General features: G+C 74.7%; 19 protein-coding genes. 7 read left to right on the top strand and 12 right to left on the bottom strand.

All coding sequences use genetic code 11. The annotated features are described in order from the left end of the window. Nucleotides 1-152 precede the first annotated feature (152 nt). From ACWERV_RS16550 to ACWERV_RS16560, 3 genes are all read right to left on the bottom strand, one after another. Nucleotides 153-1,334 carry a flavin-containing monooxygenase gene (locus ACWERV_RS16550; RefSeq protein WP_452933383.1) on the bottom strand — a complete coding sequence of 394 codons (1,182 nt, stop codon included), beginning with the start codon at nucleotides 1,332-1,334 and terminating at the stop codon, nucleotides 153-155. A 141-nt stretch (nucleotides 1,335-1,475) separates the two neighbouring features. Beyond that, the gene (locus ACWERV_RS16555) at nucleotides 1,476-2,378 is read right to left on the bottom strand and encodes a trypsin-like serine peptidase (RefSeq protein ID WP_452933385.1); all 903 of its coding nucleotides are present in this window, start codon (nucleotides 2,376-2,378) and stop codon (nucleotides 1,476-1,478) included. A 170-nt stretch (nucleotides 2,379-2,548) separates the two neighbouring features. Next, entirely contained in the window at nucleotides 2,549-3,196 is a 648-nt protein-coding gene (locus ACWERV_RS16560) for a TetR/AcrR family transcriptional regulator (RefSeq protein WP_398176847.1), read from the bottom strand. A gap of 301 nt (nucleotides 3,197-3,497) precedes the next feature. On the opposite strand from ACWERV_RS16560, the gene ACWERV_RS16565 reads away from it, so the two are divergent. Beyond that, a complete protein-coding gene (locus ACWERV_RS16565) occupies nucleotides 3,498-4,292 on the top strand; it encodes a VOC family protein (protein ID WP_452933387.1) in 795 nt (264 codons plus the stop codon). Nucleotides 4,293-4,532: 240 nt separating this feature from the next. After that, on the top strand, nucleotides 4,533-6,926 hold the full coding sequence (locus ACWERV_RS16570) for an outer membrane protein assembly factor BamB family protein (RefSeq protein WP_452933389.1): 2,394 nt from the start codon (nucleotides 4,533-4,535) through the stop codon (nucleotides 6,924-6,926). Nucleotides 6,927-6,999: 73 nt separating this feature from the next. On the opposite strand, the gene ACWERV_RS16575 is transcribed toward ACWERV_RS16570, so the two are convergent. The 3 genes from ACWERV_RS16575 to ACWERV_RS16585 form a co-directional block, all read right to left on the bottom strand. Further along, entirely contained in the window at nucleotides 7,000-7,659 is a 660-nt protein-coding gene (locus ACWERV_RS16575) for a hypothetical protein (RefSeq protein WP_452933391.1), read from the bottom strand. A gap of 430 nt (nucleotides 7,660-8,089) precedes the next feature. Beyond that, the gene (locus tag ACWERV_RS16580) at nucleotides 8,090-8,257 is read right to left on the bottom strand and encodes a hypothetical protein (RefSeq protein WP_452933393.1); all 168 of its coding nucleotides are present in this window, start codon (nucleotides 8,255-8,257) and stop codon (nucleotides 8,090-8,092) included. A 278-nt stretch (nucleotides 8,258-8,535) separates the two neighbouring features. Beyond that, nucleotides 8,536-11,505, bottom strand: a complete 2,970-nt coding sequence (locus ACWERV_RS16585) for a BTAD domain-containing putative transcriptional regulator (RefSeq protein ID WP_452933395.1) — start codon at nucleotides 11,503-11,505, stop codon at nucleotides 8,536-8,538. Between the two features lie 383 nt (nucleotides 11,506-11,888). On the opposite strand from ACWERV_RS16585, the gene ACWERV_RS16590 reads away from it, so the two are divergent. Beyond that, nucleotides 11,889-12,902, top strand: a complete 1,014-nt coding sequence (locus ACWERV_RS16590; protein WP_452933396.1) for an AMP-binding protein — start codon at nucleotides 11,889-11,891, stop codon at nucleotides 12,900-12,902. 84 nt (nucleotides 12,903-12,986) lie between these two features. On the opposite strand, the gene ACWERV_RS16595 is transcribed toward ACWERV_RS16590, so the two are convergent. Next, on the bottom strand, nucleotides 12,987-13,781 hold the full coding sequence (locus ACWERV_RS16595; RefSeq protein ID WP_452933398.1) for a class I SAM-dependent methyltransferase: 795 nt from the start codon (nucleotides 13,779-13,781) through the stop codon (nucleotides 12,987-12,989). A 183-nt stretch (nucleotides 13,782-13,964) separates the two neighbouring features. Here ACWERV_RS16595 and ACWERV_RS16600 point away from each other — a divergent pair, with 183 nt between their 5' ends. Beyond that, nucleotides 13,965-14,516 carry an N-acetyltransferase family protein gene (locus tag ACWERV_RS16600; RefSeq protein WP_452933400.1) on the top strand — a complete coding sequence of 184 codons (552 nt, stop codon included), beginning with the start codon at nucleotides 13,965-13,967 and terminating at the stop codon, nucleotides 14,514-14,516. Between the two features lie 52 nt (nucleotides 14,517-14,568). Here the strand turns inward: ACWERV_RS16600 and ACWERV_RS16605 are convergent, their stop codons facing one another. From ACWERV_RS16605 to ACWERV_RS16620, 4 genes are all read right to left on the bottom strand, one after another. Continuing rightward, entirely contained in the window at nucleotides 14,569-16,077 is a 1,509-nt protein-coding gene (locus ACWERV_RS16605) for a CehA/McbA family metallohydrolase (RefSeq protein WP_452933402.1), read from the bottom strand. Nucleotides 16,078-16,157: 80 nt separating this feature from the next. Beyond that, the gene (locus tag ACWERV_RS16610) at nucleotides 16,158-17,276 is read right to left on the bottom strand and encodes a WxL protein peptidoglycan domain-containing protein (RefSeq protein WP_452933403.1); all 1,119 of its coding nucleotides are present in this window, start codon (nucleotides 17,274-17,276) and stop codon (nucleotides 16,158-16,160) included. Between the two features lie 183 nt (nucleotides 17,277-17,459). Continuing rightward, entirely contained in the window at nucleotides 17,460-19,436 is a 1,977-nt protein-coding gene (locus tag ACWERV_RS16615; RefSeq protein WP_452933405.1) for a fibronectin type III domain-containing protein, read from the bottom strand. A 136-nt stretch (nucleotides 19,437-19,572) separates the two neighbouring features. Next, nucleotides 19,573-20,784 (bottom strand): HupE/UreJ family protein, encoded by a 1,212-nt coding sequence (locus ACWERV_RS16620; protein WP_452933406.1) that lies wholly within the window; start codon nucleotides 20,782-20,784, stop codon nucleotides 19,573-19,575. A gap of 182 nt (nucleotides 20,785-20,966) precedes the next feature. On the opposite strand from ACWERV_RS16620, the gene ACWERV_RS16625 reads away from it, so the two are divergent. The 3 genes from ACWERV_RS16625 to ACWERV_RS16635 all read left to right on the top strand — a co-directional run bounded on the left by ACWERV_RS16625 (nucleotide 20,967) and on the right by ACWERV_RS16635 (nucleotide 22,802). Beyond that, nucleotides 20,967-21,653 (top strand): hypothetical protein, encoded by a 687-nt coding sequence (locus ACWERV_RS16625; RefSeq protein ID WP_452933408.1) that lies wholly within the window; start codon nucleotides 20,967-20,969, stop codon nucleotides 21,651-21,653. A 56-nt stretch (nucleotides 21,654-21,709) separates the two neighbouring features. Then, entirely contained in the window at nucleotides 21,710-22,144 is a 435-nt protein-coding gene (locus ACWERV_RS16630; RefSeq protein ID WP_452933410.1) for a VOC family protein, read from the top strand. A gap of 61 nt (nucleotides 22,145-22,205) precedes the next feature. Beyond that, nucleotides 22,206-22,802, top strand: a complete 597-nt coding sequence (locus ACWERV_RS16635) for a hypothetical protein (protein ID WP_452933412.1) — start codon at nucleotides 22,206-22,208, stop codon at nucleotides 22,800-22,802. Nucleotides 22,803-22,843: 41 nt separating this feature from the next. Here the strand turns inward: ACWERV_RS16635 and ACWERV_RS16640 are convergent, their stop codons facing one another. Then, the gene (locus tag ACWERV_RS16640) at nucleotides 22,844-23,590 is read right to left on the bottom strand and encodes a TMEM175 family protein (RefSeq protein ID WP_452933413.1); all 747 of its coding nucleotides are present in this window, start codon (nucleotides 23,588-23,590) and stop codon (nucleotides 22,844-22,846) included. Nucleotides 23,591-23,832 lie beyond the last annotated feature (242 nt).

Consider the following 23,832-nt stretch of genomic DNA (forward strand, 5'->3'; position numbering starts at 1 on the left):
GATTTCCGTGGCGCCGCAGCTCACGCACGGGCGGCGGCACCGGACCGCCCGCCCGGTCGCCCCTGACCGTCCGGGCGGGCGGTCCGCCCGATCCGCCCGTCCAGTCCCCCCAGTCCACGCAGTCGGTCCACCCGGTCCGTCCGCCGGATCCGTCAGTCAGGAAGCGAGACGAGCAGCCGGGCCGCCGCGCGGGCGATCTTGCGGGCGTCGATCGCCATCTCCCGGAACATCCCGCTGATCGGGTTGGTGAAGCCCGTGAAGAACAGGCCCGGCGCGCCCTGCGGCTGCCGCGCCCCGTGCACCACCGGCCGCCCCCGCCCGTCCAGCACGCCGAGGTGGCCGACCAGCGGCTCCAGCCCGCGCCGGTAGCCGGTCGCCGCGACCACCGCGTCCGGCGTGACGTGCGAGCCGTCGGCAAGCGCGATCCCGCCGTCCTCGAAGCGCTCGACGGCGGCCACGATCTCGACCCGCCCCGCCCGCACCGCGTCGATCAGCCCGACGTCCTGCACCGGGATCGCGCCGTCGAGCACCCGCGCGTACAGGCCCTCCGCCGGGCGCGGCAGCCCGTACCGCGACAGGTCGGGCACGCTCATCCGCTCCACGCGCGGGGCCACCTTGTCCACCAGCCGCGGTGGCAGGCGCCGTACCAGGATCCCGCTGGCCTGGGCGGGCCAGCCCGCCGTCGAGCGGCGCATGATGTGCGGCGGGGTGCGCACCGCGAGCCGTACCCGGGCGGCGCCGCCCTCGACGAGATCGACGGCGATCTCCGCGCCGGTGTTGCCGATGCCGACGACCAGCACGTCGCGGCCGGCGTACGGCCCGGCGTTGCGGTAGCCGGAGGCGTGCAGCAGCTCGCCGGGGAAGGTGTCGCGGCCCGGCCAGTCGGGGACGTACGGCGTGTGGTTGTGGCCGGTGGCGACCACGACCACCGGCGAGCCCAGCACCCGGCCGCCCGTGGCGGGCAGGTCCCAGCCCTCGGCGCCGCGCTCGACGCGGTCCACGGTGATGCCGGTCGCGATGTCGAGCGCGTGGTGTTCGGCGTACCGCTCCAGGTAGCGCACGACGTCGTCGCGGCCCACCCACCGGCCGTACGCCCGGGGTATCGCCAGTCCCGGCAGGGCGGAGAGTCTTCGGGTGGTGTGCAGGTGCAGGCGGTCGTAATGGCCGCGCCAGGAGGCGCCGAGCCGTTCGGAGCGCTCCAGCACCAGCGGGCGGACGCCGCGCTGCCGCAGGGCCGCGGCCGCGGCCAGACCGCCGGGGCCCGCCCCGATCACGATGGCGTCCGGCGTCGCGGCCTGGCCCGCTGCCGTGGGGGGTGGGGTGGGTGCGGACATGCGGAACTCCTGCGCTGCTGCGGCCTACTGGGTGCGACGTGAGCGTAACGGGTGCCGTCGCGCGGGCCGTCGCCTCCTTGCGTATGCGGCCGCGGGGCGGTAGCGGAGCGTCAGGGAGGGGGAAGGGAAGGCCGCGGGGTGTCAGGAGCGGGTGGCGGCGCGGTAGAGGGAGAGGACGGCGTCGCCGAAGAAGGGGCTGTAGGAGATGCGGTCGTTGGGGCCGCCGCCGTCCAGCCCGCCGATCAGGCCGACCACGCTGCCGGTGCGGGTGCGGGGGTCCCAGCCGAGCAGCCAGGGGCCGCCGGAGGTGCCGCCCGCGAAGCCGTCGCACAGGATGCGCAGTTGGCGCCGCCGGTCGAGGCGCTCGCTGCTGGTCGTGCAGATCACCGGCAGGTCGTGCGGGTCGCCCGCGCGGCTCGGGTAGCCGACGACGGTGACGCGGGTGCGATAGCCGGGGGTGCGGGCCAGCCGGTCGGCCCCGGTGACGTCCTCGATGTGCTGCCCCCGCGGTCCGGGCAGCACGCGGGCGAAGGCGACGTCGAGGTCGGAGGCCGCGTCGTCGTCCGGCTTCCAGCGCGGATCGGTGAAGACCTCGTCCACCGCCCAGATCCCGTAGGGCTGCCGGGCGGCGCCCGCGCGGTAGTCGGGGACGAAGCCGATGTCCGCGCCCGGCCGGCAGTGCGCGGCGGTGAGGATGAGGTCGTGGCCGGGGCTGTGCACGACGCTCGCCGTGCAGCGGTGCGCCGTCAGGTCGTCGCCGACCGAGAAGAGGACGCCCACGGTGGGCAGCCCGCCGAAGTAGACGGCGGCGTCAACGGGTTCGGCCGCCGCGGGGCCCGCGGCGGCGCGCACGGCGGGCGGCAGCCGGTCGTGTCCTGCCGCCGGCATCGAGTCGGCCATCCGCTCGGGCGTCCAGAAGCGCACGGCGGCCTGCGCCGTCCACGCCCGGCCCGGCGGGGCGGCGGCGTGGTGCACCGGCCACAGCAGGGCCACCCCGCACAGCAGCGCGGTGGACACGAGGGCCGGCAGCGTGCGGTGCGGCATGGCGGCCGGCTCCTTCGGCGTGCGGGCGGGCCCGCCGGACCGCGGGCCTCCGCCGCGCCGGGCCGCGGTGCGGGCCGTGCGCCGCCGGGAGGTGCCCGGCTCTCCTGCCGCCTGTGCTGCTTCCTGCCGGGGCTCGGCGGGACCAGGGGCCCGCCGGGAGGCGCCCGGGTCTACTTGGGCGGCTTCTTGCCGGTCACCCCGAGGTGGACCAGCAGTGCCAGGTTCGGCTTGAGGTCGGCCTGCTTGACGCCCGAGCCGGTGAAGCCCTTCTGGTGGGCGGCGACCCCGGCGAGCATCGTGACCAGCGAGCCGGCGATGGCGGGAGCGCTGACGTCCTTGTCGACCCGGCCCTTGCCCTGGAGCTCCTTGATGGAGTCGGTGAGCGAGCCGGTCACCGAGTTCAGGACCTTGGTGCGGATTTTGGAGAAACGTTTATCCCCTTCCGCCGCACCGAGATCGATGACCCGGAGGATCGCGTCGTTCTTCCGCCAGAAGGCCAGGAAGCCGTCGACCAGTTCGTCGGCCGCCTGCGCGCCCGACTTGCCGACCCACGAGCGGCCCGCGACCAGGTCGGTCAGGCCCGCGCCTTCCTTCGCCATCTCGTCGGCGAGCTCCAGGACGGCGCCCTCGACGTCGGGGAAGTACTGGTAGAAGGTGGCCGGTGACGTTCCGGCCATCCGTGCGACGTCGATCACCTTGACGTCCCGGTACGGCGACGTGCTGAGCATCTCGCTCAGGCAGTCGAGCAGCTTCTGCCGCGTCGCCTGCCCTCGGCGACCCGCGACACGTCCGTCGACGGTGCGAACTTGTCCTGTCATGCCGTCAGTTTACCGGCGGGCGGTCCGCGCGCGATCTGGCGGCGTGCAAATGGGGAGGGGGAGTCTGGTGATACGGAAGACGCAGGTCAATGGGGGTTTCCAGAGCCTAAGCGGAACGTGTTCGCGGCTTCCGGAGGCGCTTTCGGTGTCCCTTTTTGTCCCGATATGGTGCGACTGGGCGGGTGGCCCGGGAAGAATTGACCATATGTTCGAATTGTGACGCGTTCGTGTGGGCAAGATCACTGGTGTCGGGCGAGGATGCCGACGGGACGGCAGGAACGGAAGAAAAGGGGACGGGACGATGTCCGCATTCGACGAGGGGGCGCCCTGCTGGGCCGACGTGGCGCTGCCGGATCTCGCGGCCGGGAGGCGCTTCTACGGGGAGCTGTTCGGCTGGGAGTTCGACGACCAGGGGGAGGATTTCGGCCACTACACCCTCGCCCTGCAAGACGGGAAGCCGGCCGCGGGGCTGATGCCCCGGCCCGATCCCGCCATGCCCTCCGCGTGGACGGTGTATCTCGCGTCGCCGGACGCGAAGGAGGCCGCCGCCCGCATCGCGGAGGCGGGCGGACGGCTGCTCTTCGGGCCCGACGGCGCGGGGGAGGCCGGGGTGATGGCCGGCGCCGCGGATCCGGCGGGCGCCCTCTTCGGGGTGTGGCAGCCCGGCGGCCTCCAGGGCTTCGGCGTCACGGAGGTGCCCGGCTCCTTCTGCTGGGCGGAGACGTGGACGCGTGAGCCCGCCGCGGTCGACCGCTTCTACGCGGCGGTGTTCGGCTACCGGGCCGAGCAGGTCGGGGACGGGCAGCACTTCGACTACGCGGTGTGGTCGTCGGCGTCCGACCCGGAGCGGAAGTTCGGCGGGCGGCTGGCCCTCGGCGCGGACACGCCGGACGAGGTGCCCGAGGGCTTCCGGGTCTATTTCGCGGTGGCCGACTGCGACGCGGCGGCGCAGGCCGTACGCGCGCTCGGGGGCACGGTGCCGAGGGAGCCGCAGGACTCGCCCGAGGGCCGGGTCGCCTTCGTCACGGACGACCGGGGGACGCCCTTCACGATCATCGACCGGGAGCGCAAGGCCGGTTCCATAGCGGGGAGTTGACGGACGGCGGGCGGTCCCCGGTGTGTTGCGGTGCGCGCGGTGCCCCGGATGGCGGATGATAACGAGTTCGCTCCGCGGGCGTGTCGTGGCGGCCCCGGGTTCGCAACGGACGCCCTTCCCAGGAAGAATCAGGTCCGTACCCTGGCGTGGGCGCGGGGGAACGGGCCGCGGAGGGCGAGGACGTACGAACGCGGAGTACGGCCGCAACAACGCGGGTACGGGGAGGTGGCAAGGGCAGTGATGGAGCAGCTGACGCAGCACGACCCGAGACGGATCGGCCCTTTCGAGGTGCTCGGACGGCTCGGCGCCGGCGGCATGGGGCTGGTCTATCTCGCCCGCTCGGCCTCCGGCCGCCGGGTGGCGATCAAGACCGTGCGCGCGGAACTGGCCGAGGACCAGCTCTTCCGGGTCCGCTTCACCCGTGAGGTCGAGGCCGCCAGAGCCGTCTCCGGCTTCTACACCGCGGCCGTGGTCGACGCCGACCCGCGTGCGGCCGTGCCGTGGCTCGCCACCGCGTACGTGCCCGCGCCGTCGCTGGAGGAGATCGTCAACGAGGCCGGGCCGATGCCCGCGCAGGCGGTGCGCTGGCTCGCCGCCGGGATCGCCGAGGCCCTGCAGTCGATCCACGCCGCCGGCCTGGTGCACCGTGACATGAAGCCGTCCAACGTGCTGGTGGTCGAGGACGGCCCGCGGGTCATCGACTTCGGCATCGCCTCCGGGGTGTCCAACACCCGGCTGACGATGACCAACGTCGCCGTCGGCACCCCCGCCTACATGTCGCCCGAGCAGGCCCGCGACTCCCGCAGCGTGCGCGGCGCGAGCGACATCTTCTCGCTCGGCTCCACCCTGGTCTTCGCCGCCACCGGGCACGCCCCCTTCCACGGTGCCAACCCGGTCGAGACCGTCTTCATGCTGCTGCGCGAGGGCCCCGACCTGACCGGGCTGCCGGACGAGCTGCGCCCGCTCATCGAGTCCTGCATGCGGATGGAGGCCGAGGCCCGGCCCACCCCGGCCGACCTCCAGGCCCAGCTGGCCCCGCACCTGTTCTCGACCGGCAACGACGACAACACCGGCACGGCCTCCGCCTGGCTGCCCGCGGGCGCGGTCGCGCTGATAGAGCAGCGCCGCCTCGGCGGACACCCGGCCAACGGCGGGCGGCCGCACCAGCCCGCGCGCCCGGCCCCGGTCTCCGGGCCGCAGGTGCCGGTCGATCCCGGGCTGCCGCCGCGCCCGCCGCAGCCGCCGCCGGTGCCCGCGCAGGCACAGGCCGAGGAGCACCACGGGCGGCACAGCCGGGACCGCCCGGCCGAGCCCGTGCAGCTCGCCGGTTCGGCGCCGATCGGGCCCGGCCTGCGGGTCGCGGAAGCCGCCGAGCACAAGGCGGCGACCGGCGCCGCACCCGGTACGGAGTGGGTGCGCCGCAGGGGCGGCGCGCACCGCGTGGGCGATCCGGCGCCCCCCGCCGTGCCCGCGCCGCAGGGGCAGACCGCGGCGGCCGCGCCCGCGGAGTGGCGCCCGTGGCGCTTCCGCATGTCGAACGACGTGTGGGGCACCCCCGTGGTGTCCGACGGGCTGCTGTACGTCACGTCGTTCGAGGTGCACGCGCTGGACGTGGCCACCGGGCGGCGGGAGTTCAAGACCAGGGACGTCGCCTGGACGATGGCCGTGGACGGCGGGCGGATCCACGCCTCGGACGGCCCGAGCCTGTTCGCGCTGGACGCGAAGGACGGCTCCGACCGGTGGCGCACGCCCGTCGAGGGCTGGGTCTACACCGTGCGCGCCGACGCGGGCACGCTGGTGACCGGGACGCGCGGCGGCGGGGTCCAGGCCTGGGACGCCGCCCGCGGCATCCTGCGGTGGGAGCGCGGCGGGGCGCAGGCCGAGGCCGAGACGCCCGAGTCGGGCCCGACGGTCGTCGGCCGCGCCGTGTTCTACCGGGGCGGCGGGCAGTTGCACGCGGTGGACGCGCTGACCGGCGCCGCGATGTGGTCGTGCCCGGTGGGCCCCTGGGGCCCCGGCGGCGCGGTGCCGACCCTGCCGGTGGTCGCGGAAGGGACCGTCTATCTGACCGCGGGCACCCGGGTGCTGGCCCTGGACGCCCGCAGCGGCGCGGAGCGCTGGCACTTCGACGCGCCGGCCGTGATGCTCGCACCGCCCGCGCACGTACCGGGCCCGGGAGCCTCCGGCGGGGGCGTCTACGTCGTCGACCACCTCGGCACGGTCTACGCACTCGACCCGGCCGACGGGCGGCAGCGCTGGCGGGTGGCCACCGAGCCCCGGCAGTCGGTGGAGCCGGTCGTCGTGGCCGCGGGCGCGGTGCACCTGGGCGCGGGCAGCGCGCTCTACACGCTGGAGGCCGCCGGGGGCACCCCGCGGTGGCGGTTCGCCGCACAGGGCGACATCGTCGGCTCGCCCGCGGTGGCCGACGGCCGGGTGCACTTCGGGTCCACCGACCACTGCCTGTACACGGTGGACGCGCAGGGCGGCCAGCTGCGCTGGCGGCTGGAGACCGGCGGCGAGATCACCGGCTCCCCGGTGAGCGCGGACGGTGTGGTCTACGCCAGCTCGCGCGACCGCTGCGTCTACGCGCTGGACGCGGCCAAGGGCACGGGGGCGGCGGCCCGCCGCTCCTGAGCCCCGCCTGTTCTGGGGCCCGCCTGTCCTGGGGCCTGCGGGTTCTGCGGCCTGCGCGCCCCGGGGCCCGGCGCTAGCGCGGTCGGGGGTCGGGGCCCGGCCCCGGATCCGGGTCCAGGGGCCAGCCGGGCGGCGGCAGCGTGAGGGTGTCGCCGTCCACCGGCGGTCCGGGCGGCATCCCCGGCGCCCAGGGCACGGCCTGCGTCCCGGACTCCGCCTCCGGCACCCCCGGCGCGTACGGCGGCGGGGGAGGCGGCGCGGGCGGAGGCGACGGCTCGGCGGCGGCGAATCCATCGCCCGCCTCAGGACGAGCACGGCCCCCGGCCCGGGGCGGCAGAGCCGCGGTCGCGAGCAGCAGCAGCGTCCCCGCGCCGAACGCGGCGGCCACGCCGACGTCCATGCCGTCGCCCCCGGCGGTGAGCGACCCGGCGGACATGCCCTGCCGGACCATCCACAGCACCGTCACGCCCAGCACCAGCACCCCCGCCGCCCCCACCGCGAGCCGGGAGTACGCGAGCAGCCCCAGCAGGGCGAGCAGGGCCGCGAAGGCCATGGGGAGGAAGAGGGAGCCGAGCAGGGCCGCGTCGTCCGGGGTGACACCGGCCCCGGTGAAGAGACCGTCGACCCGGATCCGGGACCCGAGGCGCCCGCCGTACCAGATACGGAAGGGGCTCCAGACGGCGAGCACCGCTCCGATGAGCGCGAGAAGCGAGCCGGAGATGTTGCGGAGCATCCGAGGCACCGCCTCTTGTGCGTACTCAGCCCCCTCGCGCCCGAGGTTACGCCGCCCGCAGCCCAGGCGCCACGCGAGCCCCAACCGCCCCACAGTCACGCACGCACCCCGGGCGCCCCGCACCCCCGACAGCCCCGCCCCCGAAAGCACCCGCCCGTATCCGGCGGCGCACCCGGCGCGCAAAAACGGGGCAGACCGGCCGCAGCGTCCCCTCCGCGCTGTGGCCGGCCTGCCCCCTCGCCCGGGGCGAGCGTCCGTGGTCCCCTGAACCGTGGACGCTTCCCCCTCCCGGGCGTTCCCCCCGTGGTCTTCCCCGTGGTGGTGCTTCCCCCTGATGTCCCTCGGGCTCCCCAGCCCTCGGGTTTCCCCCCTGGGAGATCCCCCGATCTCCCGTCCCCCTCCGGGCACCGCCGTGCCCGGACGGCAGGTCTCAGGCCTTGGTGCCCTCGGCGTGGGAGTTGTTCGGCTTGACCGTGCCGGAGTCGCCGGTGGTCGGCGCGGCCGGGGCCGCGGACTTCTCCGGCGTGGCCTCGCTGTAGACGTTGTCGGGCGCGGTGACGTCGTCGGTCACCGGGGTCTTCGGCTGCTCAGCGCTCATGGTGCTCTCCTGTGTGTGTCCTGCTTGGGGACTACTGACGTGACGCCCGCCCGGCAGCGACCCCCGTACACCGCCGGACGGGCAGCTCGTGCAGTGATGGAATCCTGGCAGCCGCCGATAATCAACTGATAAACGCCGCCAGTTGGGTGAATCGGGAGCCCGCCGGGCGGCCGGAGGCGCATGTCAGGCGCCGTCGGCCGCGGACGGTACCCGGCGCACCGGGCACCGTTCGGACGCGCGGCTGACCGTCCGCTGAACGCGGGGGCCCGGGTCCGTCCTCAGACCGCCGCGGCCGACCCCGCGGCCGTTCCCGGCTCGTCCGCCGCCCCCGCCGCGAGCCCGTCCAGCAGCCGTCGTACCTGCTCCGCCTCCGGCGAGCCGAGGGCGGTGTACGTGGCGAGGGCGTCGTGCCAGCAGGCGTGCGCGCGGACCGGCTGGCCCATGCCCGTGAGGGCCTCGCCGAGGACGGTCAGCGCGTTGGCCGTGCGCCACTCGCCGCCGATGTCGCGCATGACGGCCAGCGCCTGTTCGACGTGCGAGGCCGACTGCCGGTAGCTCCCGGCGGCCAGGTGGAGCCGGCCCAGCCGGTACAGGGTCAGCCCCTCCCACAGCCGCTGCCGCACCGTCCGGAAGATCTCCAGCGCCTCGGTGAGGCAGCCGAGTGCCTGGTCGTACGCGCCGGTCGAGGTGAGGGTGACGCCCATCGAGTAGAGCCCGTTGCCGAGCCGGAAGCCGGCGCCCATGTCCCGGTAGATCGCCACCACGCGTTCGGCGGCGGCCAGCGCCGCCTCCGTCTCGCCCAGTTCGCCCTGCGCGCGGGCGAGGTTGCTGAGCGCCGCGGCTTCGCCGTGCCGGTTGTCGTCGGCCCGGAAGGCCTCCAGCGCGTTCTTGAGGTAGTCCGTGCTCTCGGCGAAGCGCAGCCCGCGCAGCGCGAGGATGCCGCGCAGGTTGGCGGCGTAGCCGCACGCCACCGGGTCCTCGGCGGACAGCCCGAGGATGAGGGACCGCTTGGACTCCTCCTCCGCCTCCTCGAAGCGTCCTCCGAAGCGCAGCAGGCTGCTCAGCCAGAACCGGGCCCGCCCTTCCGCCAGCGCCTCGCCGCAGTCCTGGGCGGCCTTGATGAGCGCGCGGGCGGCCTGCTCGTACTGCCGCACGTAGAAGCCGGACTCCACCAGTTCCTGCGCGGCCAGCAGCAGGTCGGCGGCGCGCCGCAGGAAGCCGCCGCAGCCGCCTTCCGCGGCCTGCTGGACGGCGGCCATCACCCCCTGGGCCTCGCTGAAGAGCCAGTTCAGCGACTCCTCGCGGGCGGTGAAGGCGAGTCCGGGGTGGCGGGTCGGCGCCAGGTGGTCCAGGACCCGGTCGCCGGGGTTCTCCAGCGCGTACGCCGAGGCCGTCGAGCCGAGGTAGAAGTCGAGCAGCCGGGAGAGCGCAGCGCAGCGTTCCTCGGAGCTCTCGTCGGACTCGGCGCGCTCGCGGGCGTAGAGCCGCAGCAGGTCGTGGAAGCGGTAGCGGGCGGGCGCGGCGGATTCGATGAGGCTGATGTCGACGAGGGCTTCGAGGAGTTCCTCGGCCCGGTAGCGGTCGAGGTCGAGGACGGCGGCCGCGGCGTCGAGCGAGATGTCGGGGCCCTCGGGCAGCGACAGCAGCCGGAAGGCGCGGGCCTGGGCGGCGGACAGGTGGTCGTAGCCGAGGTCGAAGGTGGCCTTGACGGCGAGGTCGCCGGCCCGCAGTTCGTCCAGCCGCCGCCGGTGGTCGGCGAGTTTGGCGGCGAGCACCGACACCGTCCAGGTGCGGCGGGCGGCCAGGCGTGCGGCGGCGATACGGATCGCCAGCGGCAGGAAGCCGCACGCGGCGACGACGTCGAGGCTGGCCTGCCGCTCGCTGCCGGCCCGCTCCTCGCCGACGATACGGGTGAACAGCAGCAGCGATTCCTCGGGCGACATCACGTCGAGGTCGACCAGGTGGGCGCCCTCCAGGTCCACCATCCGCACCCGGCTGGTGACGAGGGCGGCGCAGCCGGGGGTGCCGGGCAGCAACTGCCGGATCTGGGCGGCGTCGTAGGCGTTGTCGAGCAGGGCCAGGACGCGGCGGCCGGAGAGCGTGGAGCGGTAGAGGGCGGCGCGGTCGGCGAGCGAGTCGGGGATCGACGCGTCGGGCAGGCCGAGCGAGCGCAGGAAGGAGCCGAGCACCGCCTCGGGTTCGGAGGGCGCCGCGCTGGTGCCCTGGAGGTCGACGTAGAGCTGGCCGTCGGGGAAGTTGTCCCGGGCGTCGTGCGCGACCTGGACGGCCAGCGTGGTCTTGCCGACACCGCCGATGCCCGCGACCGCCGAGACCGCCATGACGCCGCCGTCCGTGGAGGCGCTCGCCAACTGCTCGCCCAGTTCCCGGACGAAGGCGGAGCGGCCGGTGAAGTCGGGCACAGTGGCGGGCAGTTGCGCGGGCCGCAGGATCTCCGGGGCGCCGGGGACGGACGTGCCCTGCGGCGGGGCGAGACCGGCGTCGGCCTCCAGGATGCGCTGGTGGAGGTCGGTCAGCTCGGGCGAGGGGTCGATGCCCAGCTCGTCGGCGAGCAGCCGGCGGGTGTCCGCGTAGACGCCGAGGGCTTCGGCCTGCCGCCCGCTGCGGTAGAGGGCGAGCATGAGCAGGGCGCGCAGCCGCTCGCGCAGCGGGTGTTCGACGGTGACGGCAGTGAGTTCGGAGACGGCCTCGGCGTGGGCGCCCAGTTCCAGGTCCAGTTCGAGGCGCACCTCGACGAGGCCGAGGTGCCACTCGGCGAGCCGCACCCGCTGCGTCTCGGCGTACGGCCCCGGCAGCCCGGCGAGCGGTTCGCCGCTCCACATGTCCAGGGCGCTGACGAGGAGTTCGCGGGCCCCGGCCGGGTCGGACTGGCGTATCTTCTCCGCCTCGCCCGCCAGCTGCTCGACCACGGTGGCGTCGAGCGCGTCGACGGGGATGCGGATGGCGTAGCCGCCCGAGTCGGTGACGAGCGTCTGCGAACCGAGCGCCTTGCGCAGCCGGAAGGCGTACGAACGCAGCGCGGCCAGCGCGGTGTTGGGGGGTGCGTCGCCCCACAGGGCGTCGAGCAGCTCGGCCGCGGTGGCGGTGCGCCCGCCGCGCAGCAGCAGCACCGCGAGCAGCGCGCGCTGCTGCGGCGCACCGGTGTTGATCTGCTCGCCGCCGCGCCAGGCGCGTACCGGCCCGAGGACCGCGAACCGCAGGCCGTCGCCCGGTTCCGACGCGCTTCCCATCCATGGCCCCCAAAGCCGCCGCGAGCCGTTCGGCCGGGCGGATGCCCCGGGCCGGGTGGCTCTCCCACGCGTATATCAATCATTCATCGCCGGACGGAACAGTTGTCCGCGCCGCTCTCCTAGCGGAGCCGGTGGTTCGGCACCGTCCGTGCCAGTTTGCCGTGTCGGAAGCTCCCGGGTCACCCCATGCGGGTTCCTAACCGGCCGGACGGCACAAGTTGTGCCGAATATGAGATTCCGTCTGTGCGAATGCGGAGGCTGTGGTGTGTGGGGATGGTTCGTACCGTGGGGCTTTCTGCACCGAGACGGGTAGTTGAGCCGCAATGTGTGCGAAGTGTGCGGAGCGTGCGAGAGGTTCGTACGGGGCGGAGTCGGACACCGCAATGCCCGGCGTCGTCCGCTTCCCGGACCGCAGGGTCGGCGCGAACGAGCCCGCGGGACACGACGACGGGTCCGCGGGGCAGGTGTACGAGCCCGCGGGGCGCGCGTACGAGCCCGCCGGGCGGGCGTACGGACCCCTGGAGGAGGCGTACCGGTCCGCGGGGCGCGCGGCCGGTGACGTCGGGGCCGGGCACCCGGCCTTCGCGGCGCGGGAGAGCGCCGCGGTGAGCGGCGGCAGGCACAGCAGGCCGCGCCGCACCCGCCAGGGCGGCGGGGGCGGCGGTACGCGCCGCGTCCTGGGCGGTCTCCCCGGCCCGATGCTGCGGCTGCGCGCGGAACGGCACCCCACGCTCGTCCCCGTCCTGCCCTTCGCGGCCCCGCCCGGCGGCCGCCCCGGCAGCCTCGCGGCGGGCGGCTCCGGCACCGCGGACGTCAGCTTCGCCGAACTCGACCGCCGCGCCCGCTCGGTGGCCGCCCGGCTGGGCGCGACGCTCAGCCCCGGCAGCAAGGTGCTGCTGGTCTATCCCGAGGGCCCGGACCTGGCCGGCGCGTTCTTCGGCTGCCTCTACGCGGGGATGGCCGCGATCCCGCTGGTGCTGCCCACCCCGGGCGCGACCCACGCCGTGCCCCGCGCGGTCGAGCGCTGCGCCCCCGACCTCGTCCTGACCGGCACCGACGGCTGGCACGCGCTGTCGGTCGACCGCTCCGTCACCCAGGTCGTCGAGGCCGACGGGGTGCGGGTCGCGGGTGAGCCGGTGTGGCGGCTGGCCCAGCAGTGGCGGCCGGTCGGTGTGCTGCGCGGCGCCGCCGCGTACCACCGCTACCACGACGACGGGGCCGCGGGCGGGCGCCTGGAGGCGGCCATGGACCACGGCGACCTCGCCGAGGTGCTCGGCGAACTGGCCCAGGCCGTGCGGCTCGGCACGGACGAGGAGAACGTGGGCTGGATCGCCGCGGTGCACGGCCTGGAGGAAGCCGTCTGGCGGATCCTCCTCCCGGTCCGCGTCACCTCCTGATCCGCCCCCGGGGCACCACTTCGGGGAGGGTGCTCCGGGGGCGCCCGCCGCGCGAGCCGCGGCGGGCCGCCGAGGCCCGGCCGGTCATCGGAGCCGCCGGGCCACGAAGACGAACTCCCTGCCCGGCCGGTCGGGCGCGCCCCGCACCTCGTCGGTGGCGAAGCCGTGCGCGGCCAGGTCGGCGGTCACCTCGGCGCGGCCGCGGAAGCGCAGCGTGGAGTCCGACGTCAGCACCGCGCCGTCCGCGGCGAAGACGTACGTGCTCCGGAAGGTCACCAGATCCGCCTCGACGGCCACCGGCTCCTGCCACGACTCGACCGCCCCCACCCCCGGGACGTGCTCCGTCCGCCGGGTCAGCTCGGGCGTCCACTCCTCCCACGCGCGCCGCGCCGGGTCGCGCGTCTCGAAGACCAGCCGCCCGCCGGGGCGCAGCGCCGCGTGCGCGCCGCGCAGCGTCCGCGCCCAGGCGTCCGGCGCGACGATGCCCTGGGCGACGTTGCCGGTCATGGTCGCGAGGTCGAAGGCGGGCGCGGGCGGTACGTCGGCGGCGTCGCCGTGGATCCACCGCACCTGCCGCGCACCCGGCTTGGCCCGCGCCACGTCCAGCGACGCCCCGGCCGGGTCCACGCCCGTGACGTCGGCTCCGCGCCCGGCGAGCAGCAGCGCGAACACGCCCGTCCCGCAGCCGATGTCCAGCACCCGGCGGGCGCCGAACTCCTCGGCCATGTCCAGGTAGGCGGTCAGATCGCGGCGGCCGGTCTCGAACGGGTCGTAGAGGGCGGCGAGCCGCGGATGCGTGTAGCAGGGATCGCCAGGTTCAGGGGGCTCGCCGGATTCAGGGGGCTCGCCGGGGTCACGGGGTGCGCGGGGGGTGCCCATCCGGCCGACGGTACGAGCCGGGGCCCGGCCGCGCGAGGGGTTTTCGGGCGGGGCGGGCGGAACGGGCAGGGCTGGCGGAACGGCGCATTCCGGTCGCGCCGCGCGGTAAACGGCTGGCCGCCCCGTCCGGCGCTGCGGTTGACTGCGGGCGGCTCACGCACACGGCACGTACAAGGGGGCGGCATGGCACCGCAGTTCCGTTACGCAGGACCCGGCGACGCGGAGGCGGTGGCCCGGCTGCACGCCGACAGCTGGCGGCGCCACTACCGGGGGGCGTACTCCGACTCCTACCTGGACGGCGACGTGGTGGCCGACCGGCTCGCCGTGTGGTCCGGCCGTCTCGCTGCGCCCGCGGGCACCCGCACGGTCGTCGCCGAGGACACCGGCGGCGGCGGCTTCCTCGGCTTCGTCCATGTCGTCCTGGACGACGACCCGGCGTGGGGCAGCCTCGTCGACAACCTGCACGTCACGGCCGCCCGGCAGCGTACGGGCGTGGGCCGGGCGCTGCTGGCCCGCGCCGCCGCCGAGGCGTCCGGGCACGCGACCTCCCCGGCCCTCTACCTGTGGGTGCTGGAGCAGAACACCTCCGCGCAGGCCTTCTACGCGGCGATGGGCGGCGCCCACGTCGAGACGCTGCCCGTCGGCCCGCCCGGCGGCGACCCGACGCGGCTGGCCGGCACCCCGTCGAAGCTGCGGATCTCCTGGCCGCGGGCGTCGGCCTGCACGGCGTCCTGACCGGGCGCCCTTCCCCCGCGTGCGGGCGGGGGGAACGGCGCCCGGCGGGACGTCACTTCCGGCCGAGCCAGATCGGGTTGGTGATCGCCGCGGCCGGACCGGGCAGGCCCGCGGGGGTGCCGGCCGGCGCCGGGTGGCGGACCTCCGCGCGGACGTAGGCGGCCAGCGACGCGGAGGTCTGCCACGTCACCGTGCCGGACGCGGGCAGCGGCGCCGCGAAGACCTGGCCCTCGTCGGAGACCAGCCGCAGCAGCGCGTCCGCGGGCACGCCCGAGACGGTCAGGGCGACCGTCACCGCGTCCTGCGGTCCGACCGCGAGCCGTTCGCCGATGCCCGCGTGCTGGCCGCGCGGCCCGGACGCGGTGAGGTCGAGCTGTACGTCGGCGTTCTCGGCGATCCACGAGCGGCCCGCCCGGATGCCGTCCTGGAGCGCCCTGCGGCTGAGGCTCTCGGCGTGCACGACGGTCTGCGGCAGGCCGACGACGTCGGGGTCGCGGTGCGCGTCGGAGTTGCCCATCGCCGGGATCCACTGGCCGTCACCGCGGCGGGCGGCGCCGGTCAGCAGGTTGTCCCAGGTCAGCAGGGAGGCCTCGTCGTCGCTGGTCCAGGGGCCGTTCCAGACCTCGATGGCGTCGACGTTGTCGTAGCCGAACTTCCACTGGCTGGCCAGGCTCGTGCCGTACGGGTGCGCGGGCACCACGATGCCGCCCGCGCGGCGGATCTGCCGGGCGAAGCCGTCGAAGGCGTCGTCGCGCGCACGGTAGCGCCAGTCGACGAACGTGCCGCCGTCCAGGCCGATGGCCAGGTAGTGGCCGTTGCGGGTGGTGACCTCCTCGCCGGTGAGGATGAGCAGGTCGTCACCGGCGAGCGGGCCGAGGTGCGGGTGCGCCGAGCTGGTGTTGTGGTCGCTGGAGTTGATGAAGTCCAGCTTCGCGGCGCGGGCGAGCGCCGCGAGGTCCTCCAGGGTGCGCTTGCCGTCGGAGTGCACGGTGTGCAGGTGGCAGTCGCCGCGGTACCAGCCGCGCCCGCGCCCGCCGATCTGCTCCGGCGGGTAGTCCGGCTTCGGGGTGCGCCCCTGCTCGCCGCGCGTGAGCGTCACCGTGACCTCGTAGTTCAGCCCCTGCGGTGCCACCGTGTACGGCCCGAGGACCACGTACCAGGTGCCCGCGGTGACGGGCCCGGCCAGATACCCGGGCGTCGCCTCCTCCGCGCTGATCGCGAACTCCGTGCGTGCCCCGCCCGACCAGCCGCGGAAGCCCCGCCCGCCGAGCGCGGTGCCGTGGGTGTCGAAGATGCCGATGTCGCACGCGTTCCCGAGCGTCCCGGCGGGCACGGCGGGCCGGTCGTAGGTGTAGCCGACCGCGATCTGCCGCACCCCGCGCGGCACCTCGACGGGCAGATACACGAAGTCGGCCACCCCGGTGGGCAGATGCCCGGTGACGGTCCTCGTCAGATCCCCGTCCCCGGGGGTGTCGGCAGCGGCGAAGTCCACAGGCGCCAGCGTAATCACACCGGCCACTCCTGCCGCCGCAGAAAGCTTCAGTACGTCGCGTCGGTCCATCCCCCGACCCTCCCTCCCCCGGGTGACGCCCGGGTGACGAACCTCTTGTCCCCGGTGGGCCGTCCCCCGAACCCCACCGGTCACAGGGACGACTCGTGCTCCCGCAGCGTCCGCTCGACGGCCTCCCGTACCCGGGCGTCCTCGCGCCGGGCGGCGCGGGCGCGGGCGCGGCGGAACAGGAGCACCGCGGCGGCCGCGGCGGCGGCCAGGAGCAGCGCCGTCAGGGCCAGGGTCCAGGGGACGGCCCAGCCGTGGGCGGTCGCCCGGACGGGCTTCAGGGCGGAGGTGGAGCCGGAGGCGTCGGTCAGCAGCGGGGTCAGGGTCACGGTCGCGGCCAGCCGGACGCCGGGGGTCACTCCGTGGACGGGCACCTCGACCTTCCAGGTCTCGCCGGGCAGCAGCGCGGGCGGCGCGGCGACGCTCTTCGCCCCGGCCGTGAACCACCCGAAGGGGCCGGAGACGGAGACCGCCTGGCGCGCCGACAAGGTGGCGTTGCCGGTGTTGCGGATCGTGTACGTGACGCTCGCGTCGCCGGTGCCGAAGGGGCTCGCGGTGCCGCTGTAGCCGACGTGCAGATCCTCGACCTTCAGGGCCGGTCGCAGCGCGCCGCCGACCCGCAGCGCGATCTTGATGCCCAGGCGGCGGTCGACGGTGATGCCCTGTCCGGCGTCGGGCTGCTTGAGCGAGGTGAGGATGCCGCCCACGTAGTCGCCGGGCGCGGCGCCCGCGGGGACGGCGAGGGTGAAGGGCACGTCGGCCGTCTTCCCCGGCGCGACGGTGAGGCTGTCGTGCCCGGGGCGGGTCCAGGCGCCGACACCGGTGGACTTCCTGTCGCGGGTGAGCAGGTCCAGCTGCCCGGTGGCGGTGGTGAAGCCGTCGGCGGCGTAGACGGAGAGCGTGAGCGGCCGCGTGCCGTGGTTGGCGACGGTCATGGTGTCCTCGACCGTGCCGCCGGGGTTGACGCTGTAGCCGAAGCTGGAGCGGTCGGAGCCGTAGGAGTTGGACGCCGTCCTGACCGTCCAGCTGACGTCGCCGCCCGCGGCCCGCGCGGTGCCCGAGCCGGGGCCCGCGAGGGTGGCCGCGACGGCGGCGAGCAGCGCCAGGACGACGGTGACGGCGCGGGTACGGGGACGGGCGGTGACGGTGGCGCGGGCGCGGGCGCGGGCGCGGGCCGGGCGGCCCGGGGGGATGGCGTGCATGCGGGGATCTCCTGGCGCGGGGAGGGCGGGGCGGGCGCCCGGGGGCACCCGCCCCGCCCGGTGGGGTCGGCCGGTCGGCCGGTCGGCCGGTTCGGCTGGTTCGGCTGGTTCGGCCAAATCCAGCCGGTCCAGCCGGTCCAGCCGGTCCAGCCGGTTCGGCCGGTCAGCAGGACGGGCGGCCGCTCAGCTGCTGAGCGCGGTGAGCGTGAGCGTGGCCTGGTAGTTGCCCTTCTCGACGCTGTCCGGGATCTTGAGGCTGAGGTCGGCGCCGAGCTTCGCCGTACCGCGGGCGTGGCCCTGGTCCGCGGAGCCGAGGCCCTGCGGGACCGACAGGCCCTTGCCGTGGTCGGTGAAGCCGGAGGCGACCGTGCCGCCCGCCTGCGCGCCCGCGCCCGACTGCGTCACCCGCGGGGACCAGCCGAGGTAGGAGCCGGAGAACGACTTGCCGCCGTCGTGGAAGTCGCTGACGGCGGCCGAGATCGACCAGGGCGCGAGCGAGCGGCGGGTGTCCGACACGGAGATCGTGTTGATCCTGCCGTTCGCCTCGAAGTGGTCGCCGCCCTTCTCGACGGCGGTGCCGAGGTCGACCAGGCCGTTGTTGCCGTCGATCGTCCAGCCGAACTCGCCCGGGGCGGCGTTCGGCACGTTGACCTGGATGTCCTGGCCGTCACCGTGGTAGTTGTGCACGGTGAAGTCGTCGACGATCGAGCCGACGGGCTGGGCCTGGCTGGTGTTGGTGCACCAGTTGCCCTTCTCCACGGCCGCGTTGGGGGCGGCGCAGGTGCCGCTGCGGACGTTCTGGACGACGAGCCGGTCGTTGCGGACCTGGACCTTGACGTAGGTCCGGACGTGCTCCTGGTTCTGGACCGAGTTGTACCAGTAGCTGTCCGGGTTCAGCGGGTCCGCGCCGTTGCCGGCGCCGCTCGTGCCGCTGCTGTCGGGCTTGGTGATGTCGTAGTACTTCGAGCCCGAGGCGGAGTTGGCCGTCACGTAGACGACGCCGCCGGGGCCCGGGTAGAGCTGGGCCTCGCCCGGCTTCTCGTCCGGGTTGGCCTTCTGGCCGTTCCTGATCTCGTAGCTGCGCGAGTAGCTGTGGTCGTGGCCCTGGAGGACCAGGTCCACGCCGAGCTTGGAGAAGGTGGTCGGGAAGTCGACCCGCCGGGCCTTGTTGTCGGAGTCCTTGGCGTGGTCGGCCGGCGAGTAGATCGAGTGGTGGTAGGTCAGCACCTTCCACTTCGCCTCGGAGCCGTGCTTGTCGATGACGTCGGTGACGTAGGCGATGTGCGCCGCGTCGCCGCCGCCGCCCTGCGAGGTGGCGTAGCTGTTGCTGTTCAGGTCGATGAACAGCACGTCCTTGTAGATGTACCAGTAGTCGCCGCCCGAGGTGTTGGACGCCGGGTTGCCGTTGGAGTAGTAGGCGCCGGAGTTGTCGGTGTTCGGGGTGGCGAAGTGCTGCTCGTAGGCCTTGCCGCCGACGTCGTGGTTGCCGATGGTGGCGGCCCACGGGTACTGGCGCAGCTTGTCGGGGGCCAGGAAGGCGTCCCACTGGGACTCGGTGTTGGCGCTCTCGACCTGGTCGCCGCCGGACACCAGCAGTTCGGCGTCCGGGTTGGCCGCCAGGGCGACGTCGAGGGTGTCCTTCCAGCCCGCGCCGTCCTTGGCGGTGTCGCCGGACGAGCCGATCTGCGGGTCGCCGAAGAACAGGAAGTCGTAGTCGCCCTCGAAGTCCTGCGTCGTGAAGGCGTACGTGGCCGACCAGCCGCTCTCCCCGCCGACGCGGTAGGAGTAGGCCGTCTTCTCCTTCAGGCCGGTGATCGTCGCGTGGCGGTTGAAGCCGCCGCTGGTGGCGATGTTGGCCGTGCCGGTGGCGGCGAAGGTCGCGGCGCCGGACGGGAAGACGCCGTTCACGACCGAGGCGGTCGGGGCGACCTGGATCTGCTGCGCGGTGTCGGCCGAGGTGTACCAGCTGACGGTGCGCTGGGTCTCGTCGGCGCCCACGCCGAGGACGACGCCGGTGATCGCGGTGGGCTCCGCGGCGGCGGCGGGTGACGCGAGGCTGCCGCCCAGCGCCACGGTCAGGCCCAGGAGCACCGCGGTGGCCGTCGTGGCCGCGCGGCGTCGCACGGGCGCGGCGGCCCGTGTCGAGGGTCTCGAATTCATCAGTTCTCTGTTCCTTCTGCGTACGGATGTACCGGAAGTGGGGAGCGTCAAGCTGTCAGCGCCAGGTAAACCACTACTAAACGAGGTCTTTGCAATAACTAAACTTTGCCATGGGCAAAAAAATACTGACGAGGAATCAGGGGGCGAGAATGCGCTGCAGGAACCACACGAGTCCCATGACGAACACGCCTGCCGCGATCGCCCCGGTCGTCCACCGCCCCGCGACGGGCGCCCGCCGCCGCAGCAGTACGAGCACCGGGAAGACGAGGGCGATCAGAGCCAGCTGGACCGCCTCGATGCCGACGTTGAACACCAGCAGCGACCACAGCAGCGTCCAGGAGAAGGCGCTGTCGATGCCGAGCGCCCCCGCGAAGCCCAGGCCGTGCACCAGCCCGAAGCAGAAGACCACCCCGAGCCGCACCCGCCCCGCGCGGTCCAGGCCGAACCGCCCGCCGTCCGTCCGCGCCAGCTCGTCCGCCCCGGCGCGCCGCCGCCACAGGTGCCAGCCCGCGACCACCGCGATGGACAGCGCGATGACCGGCTCCACCACCGCCGACGGCACGTCCACCACGCCGAGCGCGGCGAGCAGCAGCGTCACCGAGTGCGCCAGGGTGAAGCTGGTGGCGGCGAGCACCACCTCGCGCAGCCGCCGCGAACCGGCGATGAGCGCCAGCAGGAAGAGGATGTGGTCGGTGCCGGTGAGCAGGTGCTCGGTGCCCAGGTGGAAGAACTCCCAGAACCGCTCGTACCAGGCCTGATGCGTGGAGAAGGCCGGGTGCGCGGCGTCCAGCGCGGCGCTGCCGGTACGGCCGTCCACGGCGTAGGTGACGATCGTGCGGGTGCCGGTGACGTACGTCTCCGCGTCGGGGAAGAGCCCGCTGCGCACCTCGTGGTCGGTGCCCCGCTCCGGGCACGTCCAGTCGAGCAGCGCGATCGCGTACGGGACGCCCTGGCGGCGGCCCATGCGGAAGTCCCCGGACTGCTCCGGGACGCAGGCGCGGCCCCGGGAGCTGACGGAGAAGCGGTCGCGGACGTAGCCGAGGGCCGTCTCGCGGTGGGCGTCCAGGGCCGCGGCCCGGGAGGCGGAGTCGCCGGACTCGAAGGCGGCGGTGCCCGCGCGGAAGAGCGCGTCGTCGTGCCCGGCGTCGGCGGCGGAGACGACGAACAGGTCGTACTCCAGCTCCAGCTTCGTGTGCAGCGAGCCGTCGCCGCCGCCGGTGACGTCGGCGTAGACCACCGAGCTGAAGCCGTGGGCGGCCGCGGGCTGGGCCAGGCACAGGAGGGCGGTGACGGCCGCCGCCGCTGCGGCGAGGGCGGTGACGACGCCGCGTCGTATTCGGGATGACACTGTTCTCCTTTTGCTGCTCCTTTGCCTTGCGAGCGCACCGTGCACGCGCCGGGTGAACGGATCACCGCGCGATGGTGAACGCTGAAAAAACAAGGGCGGGAATGGTCGGCCGGGGGTGAATTCCACGCCCTTGCGCATAGCAGGATGGCGCCGTATCCCCGCTACTGCTTCGGAGGACGAACGTGTCGCGCTCCCCGTTTCCGGCCGTCGCCGCGCTGGTCGCGGTCACCGCGGCGGCCGCCCTGACGGCCGCCGGATGCGGCGCCGGTGACGACTGGTCGAAGCCGCGCGCCAGGCCGTCCGCGGTCGGCACGCTCGGCGCCGGCTTCGTCGACCGCGCCCACCCGCCCGCCCCGGAGGCCACGGTCACCCCCGAACCGGGCTCGTGGGAGGGCGTCGGCCCTTCGGACGGCTACCGGGTCGTGCTGCTCACCGCGGGCACCGACGGCCCGACGGTCGCGCTGGCGGCGGCGGTCCGGCGGTGGGCGGCCGAGGAGCACGTGGCGCTGCGGACGGTGACCGCGCACGAGGGGCCCGGCCTGCTCGCCGCCGTCACCGAGGCGATGGACATGCACCCCGACCTGATCGTCAGCGCCGGAAACGACCTGATCGACCCGCTGGCCACCGTGACGCCCAACCACCTGTCCCAGCAGTTCCTGGTGGTGGGCGCGGAACTGGCCGAACCGACCGCGAACGTCACGGCGGCGGACTGGTCCGGCGCCTCCTTCCGGGGCGAGGGCCTGGGGATGTCCTCGACGTACGACCCGGCCTCCTTCACCCCGCGGCGGTGCGACGCGGCCGTACGGGCGGGGGTCGCGGCGGTGCTCAACGACCTGACGGGCATCGTGCTGTGGCTGGACCGGGTCTGAGCCGGGCGGGCGAAAAGCAGGCGCCGGTGCTGAGGCGCCGCTGCTAGGGTGCGCCGATGCCGACGATCAGAAAAGTCCAGGTCACCTTCGACTGCGCCGACCCCGAACGCGTCGCCCGCTTCTGGTGCGAGGTGCTGGGGTACGAGGTGCCGCCCGCGCCCGAGGGCTTCGACGACTGGGCGGACTACGAGCGGTCGCTGCCGCCGGAGCGGCAGGGCACCGGGTTCGCGTGCCAGGACCCCACCGGGGTGGGGCCGCGGCTGTACTTCCAGCGGGTGCCCGAGGGCAAGGTCGTCAAGAACCGGGTGCACCTCGACGTCCGCGTCGGCACCGGGCTCGTGGGGGACGAGCGGGTCGCCGCACTGGAGGCGGAGGCCGCGCGGCTGGTCGCGCTCGGCGCGACCCGGCTGGAACTGCTGGTCGCCGACGAGTACAACGAGTCGTGCCTGCCGATGCTCGACATCGAGGGGAACGAGTTCTGCGTCGACTGACGTCCCAGTGCGCGGGGGGAGGCACACAGGGGCCGCCCCGCGGACAGGACGGGGCTTCACCATGGTGCTCGCACAGCCGTTGCCGGTCCAGAACAACCACCCCCCGGGGCCCTTCCCGGTCGGGGTCGCCGCGCTCCTGCTCGTCGTCGGGGTGCTCGTCGCGGGGCTGAGCGCGCTCGCCTTCGACGGCGACGGACCCCGCGGGGGCGACGGCTCCCGGCGCGGCTGGCTGATCGGGCTCGGCACGACGCTCGGCGTGCTGGGCGTGCTCGGACTGCTCCTCCACGCCGTCCAGACCGGGCACCGGCGCGACGGCCTGCGCGACGCCGGCCAGCACGTCATCGACGACGCCGTGCGGGCCGCCCAGGACTGCGACACCGCCGAGACCCCGACCTACTTCTACCCCGACAGCTCCAAGCCCGGCGGGGGCTACACATGGGCGCCGCCGCCCTGCACGCCCTTCCCGCGCGACGCGGTGCTGACGAGCAGCAACGTCCTCACCGTGCGGCCCGGCTACTCGGTCGAACCGGGCGGCTCCTTCGCCGACAACGGGCATGTGACGGTGACCGAGGAGAAGAGCGGCAAGCAGGTGTGCGCCACGGTCCCGCTGGAGGCGGACGGCAGGGGGTCCGTCACGGACGGGCCCTGCCGCGGCTGACGGCCGGTCGGCGCGGGTCGCCCCGCCGGCCGCCGCGGGGGTCAGGAGTGCGCCTCGGCGGCCGCGCGCGGCATGCCCTCGCTCGTCGCGAAGTAGAAGGCGGGCAGCAGGGCGAACCCGGCCAGGGCGATCAGCGGGGTCACCAGCCAGCCCAGCGCCCCGGCCAGGCAGTAGACGAGGGCGCCGATGACCGAGCGGACGATGCCCTGGCGGACGTAACCGGGTTCCACGCCCGGCTCCAGGAGGCCGGGGCAGCGGTACAGCCGGTGGTAGAGGGCGACCCAGCTCAGGCACAGGCCCGCGGCGATCCCCGCGTAGAGCGCCACGGCCGCCTTCGCGTCCGCGCCCGACACGTCGGCCTGCACCGCGTCGGCCAGCACGTCGGTGGGGAAGGCGAGCGAGGCCGTCGTGAACAGGACGAGCAGATTCGCCGCGTGCAGACCCCGGTTCATCGTCCGGACCCGCACGAACGCCTGGTGGTGGTTGAGCCAGATCACCGCGATGTAGCTGAAGGACGCCACATAGCCGACGTACGCGGGCCATTGCCGGCCGAGCGCGTGCGCCAGGCCGCCCTCCGGGTGCGGCGGCGTGACCAGGCCGATCACCAGGATCGTCGCGGCGATCGCGAACACGCCGTCGCTGAAGGCCTCGGCCCGTGCCGTCTCGGACCGCTGGAAGCGCGACGGGTCCGCGGACGTGACGGCGGAGGCGCCCGCGGGCGCCTCCGTGCCGGGCCGTCGCCCGGAGGACCCGTCGCCCGGCCCGGACCCGGAGTGGGGCGTGGACACGGCAGTTGCACCCGCCTTCCCGTTCTTCCGTTCTACCCGTACGCCACGGCCGTCCCGTCCGGCGCACCAGGACGATCTTCGCGGACCGGACACGTACCGCGCCGCAAGGCGCGGGCCGACGCGCCCCGCCGCTTCGCCCCGCCGTCCGCCGTCCGCCGTGCCCGGCGGCGGCGCCCGCCTCCACCGGATCGCGCGGCTATTCCCGCCGGGCGCCCGCGTGTCGGGTGAGAATGGCGACAGCA

Source organism: Streptomyces sp. NPDC004031, assembly GCF_053604375.1.